The sequence below is a fragment of the Kitasatospora sp. NPDC059327 genome, from assembly GCF_042752535.1.
In the GTDB taxonomy this organism is placed as follows: domain Bacteria; phylum Actinomycetota; class Actinomycetes; order Streptomycetales; family Streptomycetaceae; genus Kitasatospora.
In genome coordinates, this window is sequence record NZ_JBHYYB010000067.1 from 36,650 (window position 1) to 49,292 (window position 12,643).

12 protein-coding genes are annotated in these 12,643 nt (G+C 73.6%); 4 read left to right on the plus strand and 8 right to left on the minus strand.

Annotation, left to right across the window (positions count from 1 at the left end):
- Positions 1-25 precede the first annotated feature (25 nt).
- From pheT to infC, 7 genes are all read right to left on the minus strand, one after another.
- Positions 26-2,527: a phenylalanine--tRNA ligase subunit beta gene (gene pheT / locus ACFXHB_RS31400; RefSeq protein WP_380578072.1), complete on the minus strand. Its 2,502-nt coding sequence runs from the start codon at positions 2,525-2,527 to the stop codon at positions 26-28.
- Positions 2,527-3,648, minus strand: coding sequence for a phenylalanine--tRNA ligase subunit alpha (pheS, locus tag ACFXHB_RS31405; RefSeq protein WP_380578073.1), 1,122 nt, complete (start codon positions 3,646-3,648; stop codon positions 2,527-2,529). Before pheS ends, pheT begins: the two co-directional genes overlap by 1 nt.
- Positions 3,649-3,927: 279 nt before the next feature.
- Positions 3,928-5,031, minus strand: a complete 1,104-nt coding sequence (locus ACFXHB_RS31410; RefSeq protein WP_380578074.1) for an ATP-binding protein — start codon at positions 5,029-5,031, stop codon at positions 3,928-3,930.
- Between the two features lie 124 nt (positions 5,032-5,155).
- Positions 5,156-6,022: a TrmH family RNA methyltransferase gene (locus ACFXHB_RS31415; protein WP_380578075.1), complete on the minus strand. Its 867-nt coding sequence runs from the start codon at positions 6,020-6,022 to the stop codon at positions 5,156-5,158.
- Between the two features lie 141 nt (positions 6,023-6,163).
- Positions 6,164-6,559: a 50S ribosomal protein L20 gene (rplT, locus tag ACFXHB_RS31420; protein ID WP_030055649.1), complete on the minus strand. Its 396-nt coding sequence runs from the start codon at positions 6,557-6,559 to the stop codon at positions 6,164-6,166.
- 109 nt (positions 6,560-6,668) lie between these two features.
- Complete coding sequence (gene rpmI / locus ACFXHB_RS31425; RefSeq protein ID WP_380578076.1) at positions 6,669-6,863, minus strand: 50S ribosomal protein L35; 195 nt, start codon at positions 6,861-6,863, stop codon at positions 6,669-6,671.
- Positions 6,864-7,002: 139 nt separating this feature from the next.
- Positions 7,003-7,728, minus strand: a complete 726-nt coding sequence (infC, locus tag ACFXHB_RS31430; protein ID WP_380578081.1) for a translation initiation factor IF-3 — start codon at positions 7,726-7,728, stop codon at positions 7,003-7,005.
- A 483-nt stretch (positions 7,729-8,211) separates the two neighbouring features.
- Between infC and ACFXHB_RS31435 the strand changes: the two genes are divergently transcribed.
- Complete coding sequence (locus tag ACFXHB_RS31435) at positions 8,212-8,589, plus strand: DUF1844 domain-containing protein (RefSeq protein WP_329486878.1); 378 nt, start codon at positions 8,212-8,214, stop codon at positions 8,587-8,589.
- Between the two features lie 88 nt (positions 8,590-8,677).
- Here the strand turns inward: ACFXHB_RS31435 and ACFXHB_RS31440 are convergent, their stop codons facing one another.
- On the minus strand, positions 8,678-9,421 hold the full coding sequence (locus ACFXHB_RS31440; protein WP_380578077.1) for an SseB family protein: 744 nt from the start codon (positions 9,419-9,421) through the stop codon (positions 8,678-8,680).
- A 151-nt stretch (positions 9,422-9,572) separates the two neighbouring features.
- On the opposite strand from ACFXHB_RS31440, the gene ACFXHB_RS31445 reads away from it, so the two are divergent.
- The 3 genes from ACFXHB_RS31445 (at position 9,573) to ACFXHB_RS31455 (ending at position 12,450) form a co-directional block, all read left to right on the plus strand.
- Positions 9,573-10,769, plus strand: coding sequence for an amino acid deaminase/aldolase (locus tag ACFXHB_RS31445; RefSeq protein ID WP_380578082.1), 1,197 nt, complete (start codon positions 9,573-9,575; stop codon positions 10,767-10,769).
- 80 nt (positions 10,770-10,849) lie between these two features.
- Positions 10,850-11,284: a hypothetical protein gene (locus ACFXHB_RS31450; protein WP_380578078.1), complete on the plus strand. Its 435-nt coding sequence runs from the start codon at positions 10,850-10,852 to the stop codon at positions 11,282-11,284.
- 242 nt (positions 11,285-11,526) lie between these two features.
- Positions 11,527-12,450, plus strand: coding sequence for a lytic polysaccharide monooxygenase (locus ACFXHB_RS31455; RefSeq protein ID WP_380578079.1), 924 nt, complete (start codon positions 11,527-11,529; stop codon positions 12,448-12,450).
- Positions 12,451-12,643: the final 193 nt, after the last annotated feature.

Below are 12,643 nucleotides of genomic sequence, written 5' to 3' on the forward strand. Positions count from 1 at the left end.
CGACGGGGCCCTTCGGGGGCGGGCGTCAGGCGCCGCGCAGCACCGCGCCGGTACGGGCGACGGCCTCGGCCACGGCCGCCTCACGGGCCGCGGTGGCCTCGTCGGCGGTCAGCGTGCGGTCGGCCGCACGGAAGCGCAGCGCGTAGGCCAGCGACTTCTTGCCCTCGCCGACCTGCTCGCCGGTGAAGACGTCGAACAGCCGGATGGCCTCCAGCAGTTCGCCGGCGCCGGCCCGCAGCGCGGCCTCCACCTCGGCGGCCGGGACGGCCCCGTCCACGATCAGCGCCACGTCCTGGGTCGCGACCGGGAACGCCGAGACGGCCGGGCCCTCGACCCGCACCGCACCGTCGGCGGTCAGCAGGTCGAGGTCGACCTCCATCGCGCCGGTGCGCTCGGGCAGGCCGAGCGCCTTGACGACCCGCGGGTGCAGCTCGCCGGCGTGACCGACCACCCGGTCGGTCCCGGCGACCACCAGCTCGGCGCAGCGGCCCGGGTGCCACGGGGCCAGCCGGCCCTGGCGGACGGCCAGGTCGACCCCGGCCGCGCCGGCCACCGCGCGGGCGGCCTCGATCGCGTCGGCCCAGGAGGCCGGCGCGCCCTTGCCCCACCAGCCGGACGGCAGCCGCTCGCCCGCGAGGGCGACGGCGACCCGGCGCGGCTGGTCCGGGAGGGCCGCGTCGAGCGCGGCCAGCTCCTGGTCGCTCGGACGGCGGTCGACGGCCGGGCGCGGCGCCACGGTCCGCTCGTCCTTGGGCAGGAAGACGGTACCCGTCTCGAAGACCGCCAGGTCGGTGTTGCCGCGGCCGATGTTGCGGCGCAGCGCCCCGAGCAGGCCCGGCAGCAGCGTGGTGCGCAGCGCCGGCTCCTCGTCGTTGAGCGGGTTGACCAGCTTCACCGTGCGGCGGCGCCGGTCGTCCTTCTCCAGGCCGAGCCCGTCGAAGGCGGCCTCGCCGACGAACGGGTAGTTGTTGACCTCGACGTAGCCGGCGGCGGCCAGCGCGACGCCGACCCGGCGGTGGGTGCGCTGGGCCTCGGTCAGGCCCTTGCCCGGCGGCACGGTGGGCATCCGGGCGGGCACGTTGTCGTACCCCTCCAGGCGGATGACCTCCTCCGCGAGGTCGTACGGGTCGGTGAGGTCGGGGCGCCAGGTCGGCGGGGTGACCTCCAGGACGTCGGCGCCCGCGACGGAGCAGCCGATCTCCTGCAGGCGCCGGGTGACGCTCTCGCGGCCGTAGACGGTGCCGGCAACGCGGTCGGGCAGGTCCGCGGCGATGGTGATGGTGCGCACCGGGTGCGGGGCCGCGATGTCGGTGACCCCGGCCTCGGCGGTCCCGCCGGCGATCAGGACCAGCAGGTCGACGGCGCGCTGCGCGGCGGCGCGGGCGGCCTCCGGGTCGACGCCGCGCTCGAAGCGCTTGGACGCCTCGGAGGGCAGCTTGTGCCGCTTGGCACCGCGCGCGATGACGACCGGGTCGAAGTGCGCAGCCTCGATGATCACCTCGGTGGTGCCTGGGCCCGCGGCCGGGTCGAGGATCTCGGTGGAGGCGCCGCCCATGACACCGGCCAGGCCGATCGGGCCGCTGTTGTCGCAGATCAGCAGGTCCTCGGCGGAGAGCTCGCGCTCGACGCCGTCGAGGGTGGTCAGGCGCTCTCCCGGCTCGGCCCGGCGGACCAGGATCGGCCCGTCCACGCGCTGCTTGTCGTAGGCGTGCAGCGGCTGGCCGACCTCCAGCATCACGTAGTTGGTGATGTCCACGGCCAGCGAGATCGGCCGGATGCCGGTCTTCTGCAGTCGGCGCTGGAGCCAGATCGGCGACTTGGCGGTCGGGTCGAGACCGATCACGGTGCGGGCGACGAAGCGGTCGCAGCCGGCCGGGTCGGCGACCTTCACCAGGTAGCCGTAGGAGTTGGCCGGCGGCACGTCGAGCAGCGCCGGGTCGGCCAGCGGCAGCCCGTACGCGGCGGCGGCCTCGCGGGCCACCCCGCGCATCGAGAGGCAGTAGCCGCGGTCCGGGGTGACGGCGATGTCCAGCACCTCGTCGACGAGCTGGAGCAGCTCGATCGCGTCGGTGCCGGGCTCGTACTCCGGCGGGAGGACGATGATGCCGTCGTGGTCGTCGCCCATGCCCAGCTCGCGGGCGGAGCAGATCATGCCGGCCGAGGTGTGGCCGTAGGTCTGGCGGGCCGCGATCGGGAACGGGCCGGGCAGCACGGCGCCCGGGAGGACGACGACGACCTTGTCGCCGACGGCGAAGTTGGTCGCGCCGCAGACGATCTCCTGCGGCGCGCCGGTGCCGTTGGCGTCGCCGACGTTGACGTAGCAGTGCCGGATCGGCTTCTTGAAGCCGGTGAGCTCCTCGATGGAGAGCACCTGGCCGACCACCAGCGGACCCTTGAGGTCGGCGCCGATCTGCTCGACCGTCTCGACCTCCAGGCCGGCCCGGACGAGTCGCTCCGCCACGTCACGGCCGGTCTCGCCGGCCGGCAGGTCGACGTACTCGCGCAGCCAGGAAAGCGGGACGCGCATCAGATCTCCATCCCGAACGGGAGGGTGAAACGCACGTCACCCTCGACCATGTCGCGCATGTCGGCGACGTTGTGACGGTTCATCAGGATTCGCTCCAGGCCCAGGCCGAAGGCGAACCCACTGTAGCGGCTCGGGTCGATGCCGCAGGCGACCAGCACCCGCGGGTTGACCACGCCGCAGCCGCCGAGCTCGATCCAGCCCTCGGAGGAGCAGGTGCGGCAGGGCTTGTCCGGGTTGCCGACGCTCTCGCCGCGGCAGACGAAGCACTGCAGGTCGATCTCGGCGCTCGGCTCGGTGAACGGGAAGTAGGAGGGCCGCCAGCGCAGCTCCAGCCCGTCCCCGATCAGCTTCGAGACCAGCAGCTCGATGGTGCCCTTGAGGTCGGCGAAGGTGATGCCCTCGTCCACGGCCAGACCCTCGACCTGGCGGAACACCGGGGTGTGGGTGGCGTCGAGCTCGTCCGTCCGGTAGACCCGGCCGGGGCAGACCACGTAGATGGGGGGCTCGCGGTCGAGCATGGTGCGGGCCTGGACCGGGGAGGTCTGGGTGCGCAGCACCACGCCGGAGTCGGCGGAGCCGTCCGGGGCCTGGACGAAGAAGGTGTCCTGCATCGACCGGGCCGGGTGGTCCGGGCCCAGGTTGAGGGCGTCGAAGTTCAGCCACTCGGCCTCGACCTCGGGGCCCTCGGCGACCTGGTAGCCCATCGCGACGAAGGTGTCCTCGATGCGCTCGGCCAGCGTGGTCAGCGGGTGGCGGGCGCCGCGCGGGGCCCGGTCGTAGGGCAGCGTGACGTCCACCGCCTCCTCGACCAGGACACGGGCGTCGCGCTCCGCCTCCAGCTCGGCCTGGCGCCGGGCGAGCGCCTGGTTGACGGCGCCGCGGGCCTGGCCGATCAGCTTGCCGGCGGCGGCCTTGGCGTGCGGGGGCAGAGCGCCGATCTCGCGGTTGGCGAGGGAGAGCGCGGAGCGGTCGCCGGTGTGGGCGACCTTGGCCTGCTTCAGCTCGTCGAGGGTGGTGGCGGCGGCGAAGGCCTGGACGGCCTCGTCCCGGGCCTGCTCCACCACCTCGGGCTTGAGGGCCTCGACCTCGACCGGGTCGTACGACTTGTTGGGTGCCGACATCTCTATCTTCCCGTGCTCCTGCTCGTCCGTGCTCAGGTAAGGGCTCGTGCCTTCGCGTGACGCCCGGCGTGGCCGGGGCACGGGCAGCCCCCGCCGCGGTACTCGGGAGGGGGTGTCCGCGGCACGGCCGCGCAGGGCGTCCCACAACGCCAAAGGTCGAGTGTAGTCGCAGCGCGTGGCGCGGCTGCCGTGAAGCCCGTCCGGCCTCCCGATCCGCACCGTGCTCCGGGGGTGGCGGGCCACCCGCGGGAGCCCGGCGGGTGTGTCGTCCGGGCTCGGTCAGAGCATGAAGTCGGGCACGCCGGCGGGCAGGATAAATCGGAACCGGGCGCCGCCGCCGGGCGCGCGGTCGACGCGGATCGAGCCGCCGTGGGCCTCCACGATGCCCTTGACGATGTAGAGGCCCAGGCCCGTGCCGCCGCGCTTGGAACCGCGCCAGAAGCGGGTGAAGACGCGCGGCATGGAATCCTCGGGGATGCCGGTGCCTTCATCGCTCACGGTGACCGCGGTGCCTTCCACTGTGCGGGGCGGGGTGCCGGAGCGCTCCCAGACGGGTGCCTCGACGACCTCCTTGGCCGGTGCCACCTCGATCGTGACAGTTCCCTCGCCGTGGCGCACCGCGTTTTCCAGCAGGTTGGCCAGCACCTGGTCGACCTTGTCCGGGTCGGCCCAGAGCACGGTGAGCGGCTCGCTGATCCGGATGTCGAAGCGGTCCTCGGGGATGCCGGTGGCGACCTTGCGGTCCACGTGCCGGCGCACGGCGGCCGCCAGGTCGACCACCTGCTTGCGCAGCTCCAGCCGGCCGGCGTCGATCCGGGAGATGTCCAGCAGCTCGGCGATCAGCCGGGTGACCCGGTCCGCGTCCGCGTCGACGGTCTCCAGCATCAGCCGCTTCTGCCCGTCGGTGAACCGCTCCCACTTGGCCAGCAGGGTCGCGGTGAAGCCCTTGACGCTGGTGAGCGGCGAGCGCAGCTCGTGCGCGACGGTGGCGATCAGCTCGGCGTGGCTGCGCTCGGTGCGACGCCGGGCCTCGGTGCCGCGCAGCGCGATCACCAGCCGCTCCAGCGGGGCCTGCGGGCGGGTCCGCACGTACCGGGCGGAGACCAGCACCTCGCGGCCGCCGGGCAGCAGCAGGTTGCGTTCGGGCTGGCTGGTCCGGATCGCCAGGCCGCCGTACGGGTCGGTCAGCTGCCACCAGCGGCGGCCGTCCAGGTCCTCCAGCGGGAGGGCGTGCTCCAGCGGGCTGCCGAGCGCGCGCTCCCGGCGGATGCCGGTCAGCCGGGCGGCGGCGCGGTTGAAGCAGACCACCCGGCCCAGGGCGTCGGCGACCACCAGGCCGTCCGGCAGGTCGTCCGGGTCGAGCTCTGGCCCGCTGCCGACCATGGGTGTCCTCCCCGATTACCCACCGTGTCTTTCCCCCCACCGAGGCAGACCCTAGCGTCTCGCGGCCCCCCGCAGTAGGGCCCACGACGTCGCGATGGCGACTTCCGGGAGCACCCGGGGCGGTCTACGCCTGCGCGCGGCAGCCGCCGGGCGAGCGCTGCGCCCGGGCGGAGGCGTAGAGGCAGACGGCGGCGGCGGTCGCGAGGTTGAGACTCTCGGCGTGTCCGTGGATCGGGACGCGCACCACCTCGTCGGTGAGTGCGCGGGTCTCCTCCGGGAGCCCCCAGGCCTCGTTGCCGAACACCCATGCGCCGGGCGCGCCCAGGGTGCCCTCGTCCAGCTCCTGGTCGAGGTCGCGCTCCCCCGCGCCGTCGGCGGCCAGCACCCGCACGCCGGCCTCGCGCAGCCGGCCGACCGCCTCCTCGACCGGTACCCCGACGGCGACCGGGAGGTGGAACAGGCTGCCGACGGAGGCGCGGACGGCCTTCGGGTTGTAGAGGTCCACCGAGGCGTCGGTGAGCACCACGGCGTCCGCTCCGGCCGCGTCCGCGGTCCGCAGCACGGTGCCCGCGTTGCCGGGGTCGCGCACATGGGCGAGGACCGCGACCAGCTTCGGGCGGGCCGCCAGCACCTCGGCGAACGGGGTGTCGATGAAGCGGCAGAGCGCCACGATGCCCTGCGGGGTCACGGTGTCGCAGATCTCGGCGACGACCTCGTCGGTGGCGGTGAGTACCGGCAGCCCCTCGGCGCGGGCGGCGGCGACGATCCCGGCGTGCCGCTCGGCGGCCTCCGGGGTGGTGTAGACCTCGACCACGGCGTGGTCGGCCGAGCCCGGCAGCTTCCCGAACGCGACCGCCTCACGGACGGCCTGCGGGCCCTCGACGAGGAAGCGGCGCTCCTTGGTGCGCTGGTTCCGCTTGGCGAGCCGGCGGGCGGCGACGACGCGGGGCGAGCGCAGGGAGGTGAGCAGGGGGGTGTCGGTGCTCGACATGGTCTCGTCTCTGAGTCGGGGCGCCGGTGGCGTGCAGGGACTGTGGCGGGGGGAACGCAAAACCGGACCCGCAGGAAGAGCCTGCGGGTCCGGTCAGTGCGACAAACCGATCCAGGAGGATCAGGCCGATCCGGAGGAGGATCAGGCGGCGTCGGCGGCGGCCTTCGGGGCGTTGACGTCGGCCGGCAGCGCCTTCTGCGCGACCTCGACGAGCGAGGCGAACGCGCCCGGGTCGTTGACGGCGAGGTCGGCCAGCATCTTGCGGTCGATCTCGACGCTGGCGGCCTTCAGGCCCTGCACGAAGCGGTTGTAGGTGATGCCGTTGGCACGGGCCGCAGCGTTGATGCGCTGGATCCACAGCTGACGGAAGTCGCCCTTGCGCTTCTTGCGGTCGTTGAAGTTGTAGACCAGCGAGTGGGTGACCTGCTCCTTGGCCTTGCGGTACAGGCGCGAGCGCTGGCCCCGGTAGCCGCTGGCGCGCTCCAGGATGACCCGGCGCTTCTTGTGGGCGTTGACTGCCCGCTTGACGCGTGCCACTTGATTACTCCTTGGGTTGGACCACGGACTACTTCACGCGGTCCGTCATTCGAATGGGTCGGGAAGGATCAGCTGCCCCGCCGGCGGCTCGCGCCGGGCGGGAGGGCGATCACTTGCCGAGAAGCTTCTTGATCTTCTTGGCGTCGGCGGGGGCCACCACGACGGTGCCGGCCAGCTTGCGGGTCAGCGTGGAGGGCTTGTGCTCCAGGTAGTGGCGGCGGCCGGCGCGCTCGCGCAGCACCTTGCCGGAGCCACTGATCTTGAAGCGCTTGCTGGCGCCACTGTGCGTCTTCTGCTTCGGCATTTCGCCGTATCTCCTCGTCGGTCCGTCCACGCCCGCGCGGTGTGCGCCGCGCGGGCGTGGGGGATGGATCTGCGATGACCGGGCGGACGCCCGGTCACCTTGGTGGCCGGTCTCCCGAACCGCCCTGGCCGGTGAAGGCTCAGGCGTCCTGGGAGGCCTCGGCCGGCTGCTCGACCTCGGCGGCGTCCTCGACGTCGGCCTCGTCGGCCTCCGCCTCGGCCGCGGCGTTCTCGGCCTCAAGCGCGGCGTCCTCGTCGATGTCGACGTCGGCGGCGTCGGAGCCGGGGGTCCGGCCCTGACGCTCGGCCTTGCGGGCGTCCGCCAGCGCGCGGGCCTCGGCCATCGCCTCGGTCTTCTTCTTGTGCGGGCCGAGAACCATGATCATGTTTCGGCCGTCCTGCTTGGCCGAGGACTCGACGAAGCCCAGGTCCTGGACGTCGTTGGCCAGCCGCTGCAGCAGTCGGAAGCCCAGCTCGGGGCGGGACTGCTCACGACCGCGGAACATGATCGTGATCTTGACCTTGTCGCCCTGCTTGAGGAACCGGACGACGTGACCCTTCTTGGTGTCATAGTCGTGCGGGTCGATCTTCGGCCGGAGCTTCATCTCCTTGATGACCGTGTGCGCCTGGTTCTTGCGCGCCTCACGGGCCTTCATGGCCGACTCGTACTTGAACTTGCCGTAGTCCATGAGCTTGCACACCGGCGGCCGGGCGGTCGCCGCGACCTCGACGAGGTCGAGGTCGTACTCCTGCGCGAGCTCCAGCGCCTTGGCAAGCGGCACGATGCCGACCTGCTCGCCGCTGGGACCGACGAGTCGCACCTCGGGGACGCGAATCCGGTCGTTGATGCGGGGCTCGGTGCTGATGGGGCCTCCTCGGTTGCACCTTCTGCGATGCGGCCGTCGGACGGCGGTCGCACGTAGTGGACTCGACCACTGGGCGGGGCTTCATTCGTGCTGCGCTGCCTACCTTGCTGGTTGGCACTGCATGCACCGCGACACGAAAAAAGCCCCGCTCGGTACAAGCGGGGCTCCACACAACCGGGGGCCGCACCCGGTGAGGGGTGCCGCGGGCGACTCGGCACCTGGGTGCCGGCCGCGGACCGGGACCCGTCGACCGCGAGGCCGATCGGGTGGGAGACTTTCGCGGTTGCCCTCTCGGGCCTCCTGGGTGGAGCCTCCACTTGCTGGCCGGGCGCCCCTCAGGGGCTCCTGGCCGGTCAGTCTCGAAGCATACAGCGTTTCGGCCTCGCTCGGTATTCCGCCCCTCGCCGACCGCGACCCGGCCCCCCGGCCGCCCCCTTGTACGCTCCTCGGGTACGGACACCGGCACGACGGAACGAGCCCCCCTTGAGCAGCGAGCCCACCCAGAACCCCGCCGCGGACGACGAGGCGATCGGTTTCGACGACCTCACCCGGGACATCGCCGAGGTCCCCGCCGTCGAGGTGATCACCACCGTCGCGGTGCACCTGATGAGCGCCGCCGCCGTCAAGTGCGGCCTGGCCGAGGGCGGCGAGGCCGACAAGGACCTCGACGAGGCACGCAAGCTGATCACCGCGCTGGCCGGGCTGGTCACCGCCGGCGCCCCCGAGATCAGCAACTTCCACGCCGCCCCGCTGCGGGACGGCCTGAAGTCGCTCCAGCTGGCCTTCCGCGAGGCGTCGATCGTCCCGGACGCGCCGGGCACCGGCCCGGGCGAGAAGTTCACCGGCCCGGTCTACGCCTGAGCACGGACCGAACCGGCGGTGCCCCCTCGCCCGGCGGGCGAAGGGGCACCGCCGGTTCCGGCCGAAGTGGCGGAGCGCTCCCCCGCCGCTAGCGGCGGTACAGGGGCTCGCCGGGCAGTTCGGCGCCGGCCGGCAGGACGGCCAGACCGAGCCCCCGGTCCAGCCGGACCCGCAGCACCGGGTCCGCCGCGACGGCCTGCCCGACCCGCTGCGCGGCCGCCTGCACGGCCTCCTGGTCCAGCGCCGGGTCCAGCACCACCGCGAGCAGCCCGTCACCCTCCTGGTAGGGCCCCAGCAGACCGCTCACCACCTGCGGATCGGCCGCCAGCAGTGCCCGGACGGCCTCGCGCACCTCGGGGTCGCGCACCGGCGGCAGGTACGGCCGGTTCTCCGCCAGCGCGCGCAGCCTCGCCCCGGAGAGCTGGTACGGCACCGGGCCGGCCGGGTCGATCAGCAGGGTGTCCGCCCGTTCGGAGTAGGCCACCATCGCCGCCTGGGGGGCGGCGACCGGCGCCGGGCGGGCATCGGCCCGCCAGCGGGTCAGCGATTCCATCGAGGTGAAGGCCGGCAGGGCGCGACGGCCGTCCGCGGCCTCGATCACCGGGACGGCCATGTCACTGGTCTTCTCGTGCTTGTGCCCGTGCTCGTCCAGTTCCACCTCGCCGAGGACGGCGACGATCGGGACCATCAGCCGGGTCGGCGTCAGCGCCGCGAGCACCTCCGGCTCGGCCGCGCGCTCCCGCGACCAGCGGGCGAGCGCCTCGGCGAGTACCGGGTCGGCGGTGCCGTCGTCGGCGGCGAATCCTGGGTTCGGGATGTTCTTGCGGTCCACCCGGCCGACCCTATGCCACCTCACACCCCCCGCCGGAGCCAGGCGGATCCGACGCCACGGGGGCGGATCACCCGTCCCGGGCCTACCCACCGGTAGTCCGGTGTGGCACTCTGCGCCCATGGCCACGCTCGAAGCTGCTGCCCGTACCGCCGTGTCCTCGCCGGCGGCCGACCGCGCCCGGTACGACCGGGCCACCGCCCATCTGGACGGCCCGGTGGCCGTCGTCGACCTGGCCGCCTTCGACGCCAACGCCGCCGACCTGGTCCGCCGGGCGGGCGGCAAGCCGATCCGGGTGGCCAGCAAGTCGGTGCGCTGCCGCGCGCTGCTGGAGCGGGCGCTGGCCACCGACGGCTTCGCCGGGGTGATGAGCTTCACCCTGGACGAGTCGCTCTGGCTCGCGCGCGCCGGCGTCCGCGACATCCTGCTCGCCTACCCCTCCGCCGACCGGGCCGGCTTCGCCGCGCTGACCGGCGATCCGGCGCTGGCCGCCGCCGTCACCGTGCTGGTGGACGACCCGGCCCAGCTGGACCTGATCGACGCGGCCCGGACCGGCCCCGCCGAGGTGCGGGTCTGCCTCGAACTGGACACCTCGCTGCACCTGCTCGGCGGGCGGGTGCGGGTCGGCGCCCGGCGCTCGCCGATGCGCACGCCCGAGGACCTCGGCTCCTTCGCCGAGCTGGTGCAGCGCCGCCGGGGGTTCACGGTGGTCGGCCTGATGGCCTACGAGGGGCACATCGCCGGGGTGGGCGACAGCCCGCCCGGGCGGCCGGTGCGCTCCCGGATGATCCGGCTGATGCAGGCGAAGGCGCGGGCCGAGCTGGCCGAGCGACGCGCGGCGACGGTCCGGCGGCTGCGCCGGGTGGCCGAGCTGGAGTTCGTCAACGGCGGCGGCACCGGCAGCGTCGAGTCGACCGCGGCGGAGCGGGCCGTCACCGAGGTGGCGGCGGGCTCGGGACTGTACGTACCGCGGCTGTTCGACCACTACCGCGCCTTCAGCGGCCGCCCGGCGGCGCTGTTCGGCCAGCCGGTGGTCCGCCGGCCCGGCCTCGGCGTGGTGACGGTGCTCGGCGGCGGCTACCCCGCCTCCGGCGCCGCCGGACCGGACCGCTCGCCGGTGCCCTACCTGCCGCCGGGGCTGCGCTACGACCCGATGGAGGGCGCCGGCGAGGTGCAGACCCCCCTGCTCGGCGCGGCCGCGGACGACCTGCTGATCGGCGACCGGGTCTGGTTCCGGCACGCCAAGGCGGGCGAGCTGTGCGAGCGGTTCGCCGAGCTGCACCTGATCGAGGGCGACACGGTGGTGCGCACCGTCCCGACCTACCGGGGCGAGCGGAAGACCTTCCTCTGACCTCGCCGAGTTCCCCGCCCCGGCGCTCCCCGTCCTCTACGGTGGTCCCGAGAGCACCGGACACGACCGCAGGGGGCGCCGTGGAGACCGAGATCGTGCAGGAGCTGGTGGCGTCGGGTGCCACCACGCTCGTCGGACTGATGGCCACCGAGGCCTGGACACAGGCCCGTTCGCGCTTCGCCGCGCTGTTCGGACGGGGGGAGACCGACGAGGCGGAGGCGGCGGCGCTGGAGCGCTCGCGGGCGGCCGTCACCCGTGCGCGGGAGGCCGGCGACACCGAGGCCGTCAACGACCTGACCGGCACCTGGCGCGGGCGGCTGCGCGAGGCGCTGCTGGAGAACCCCGAGGTGGCCCGCGAACTCCAGGCCGTCCTGGAGGAGTTCCGGCCGAAGCTGCCGGCGCCGGGAAGCGTGCACAACACGATCAGCGGCGGGACGGTGCACGGCATGGTGATCCAGGCCGGCACGGTGAACGGGGTCAGTTACCACCCGACGGCGGTGCCGCCGCCGAGTTGACCTTTCCCGGACCTTAAAGAGGCCCGAGGGGACGCCTAACATCCGCGTCCCCTCGGGCCTTTGTGCTGCGCGTACGACTACAGTCCGTCAAAAAGTACGCCAGAACGGGCTATTGCCAGTTGGTCTAGTCCAATCATACGCTCTGCCCGGGCCCCGCGCGCCGGGCCGGCGGGCCCCCGGGCAGACGTGCCCATCCCCCCCCACACTCTCGGTCCGGAACACGGTCAAGGAGTCCCCACCCCATGTCCATCAAGCGAAGTGCCCTGTCCCTCGGCGTCATAGGCGCCGCGGTCCTCGCGGTCTCGACCACCGCCGCCGGCACCGCCAGTGCCCACGGCGCCATGACCAACCCGGTCAGCAGGATCGCGGCCTGCTACGCCGAGGGCCCGGAGACCCCCAAGTCCCAGGTCTGCAAGGACCTCGTGGCGATGAGCGGCACCCAGCCGCTGTACGACTGGAACGAGGTCAACATCGCCAACGCGAACGGCAACCACCAGGCGCTGATCCCGGACGGCAAGCTCTGCTCGGCCAACCGCGACAAGTACAAGGCGCTGGACATGCCGCGCACCGACTGGCCGGCCACCCCGGTCAGCGCCGGCGCGTTCACCTTCAAGTTCCGCGTCACCGCCGCGCACGTCGGCACCCAGACCGTCTACATCACCAAGGCCGGCTACGACCCCACCAAGCCGCTGAAGTGGTCCGACCTGGAGTCGACCCCGGTCGCCCAGGTGCCGGTCACCCGCACCGCCACCGACGGCTACTACAACTACACCGGCACGCTGCCGCAGCGCACCGGCCGCCAGCTGCTCTACATGGTCTGGCAGCGCAGTGACAGCCCCGAGGCGTTCTACAGCTGCTCCGACGTCGACTTCGGCCAGCCCGCGGCCGCCGCTGGCCAGAGCGTCTCGGCGCTCTCCGCGCAGGCTCCGGTCGCGCCGAGCGAGCAGCAGATCACCGCGGGCCAGTCCAAGTCGACCGTCGCCCACCACGGGCACGGCGGCAACCCCGACGAGCCGGCGGGCGCGGTGGTGCCGACCGCCAGCGCCGCCGTCGGCGGCTCGGCCACCGGTCCGCTGCTGCTGGCCGGCGCCGCCGCGATCAGCGTCGGCTGGGCCGGCATGGTGCTCCGGCGTCGTCGCTTCGAGGCTGTTCGACGCGACTCCTGACCGCCGGAAGCCCGGGCCGGACCGCCCACCGACCCCCGTGCGGTCCGGCCCGGGCTACCCCCACCAGGGTGTGTGAACACGGCGGGGGGGGGCCCCCCCCCGGCGGGGGGTTGGGCGGGGTGTCGTGCGGCGCCTCCCAACCCACTCCACCCCAGAGCCCCTCAAGAAGCGCCAGATGGAGCCGTCGTGGCAC

Excerpts from the sequence above, each read along its gene's own strand:
- rpmI (WP_380578076.1), bottom strand. The coding sequence starts at position 6,863 with ATGCCGAAGCAGAAGACGCACAGTGGCGCCAGCAAGCGCTTCAAGATC.
- pheS (WP_380578073.1), bottom strand. The coding sequence starts at position 3,648 with ATGTCGGCACCCAACAAGTCGTACGACCCGGTCGAGGTCGAGGCCCTC.
- ACFXHB_RS31455 (WP_380578079.1), top strand. The coding sequence starts at position 11,527 with ATGTCCATCAAGCGAAGTGCCCTGTCCCTCGGCGTCATAGGCGCCGCG.
- ACFXHB_RS31410 (WP_380578074.1), bottom strand. The coding sequence starts at position 5,031 with ATGGTCGGCAGCGGGCCAGAGCTCGACCCGGACGACCTGCCGGACGGC.
- pheT (WP_380578072.1), bottom strand. The coding sequence starts at position 2,527 with ATGCGCGTCCCGCTTTCCTGGCTGCGCGAGTACGTCGACCTGCCGGCC.
- ACFXHB_RS31415 (WP_380578075.1), bottom strand. The coding sequence starts at position 6,022 with ATGTCGAGCACCGACACCCCCCTGCTCACCTCCCTGCGCTCGCCCCGC.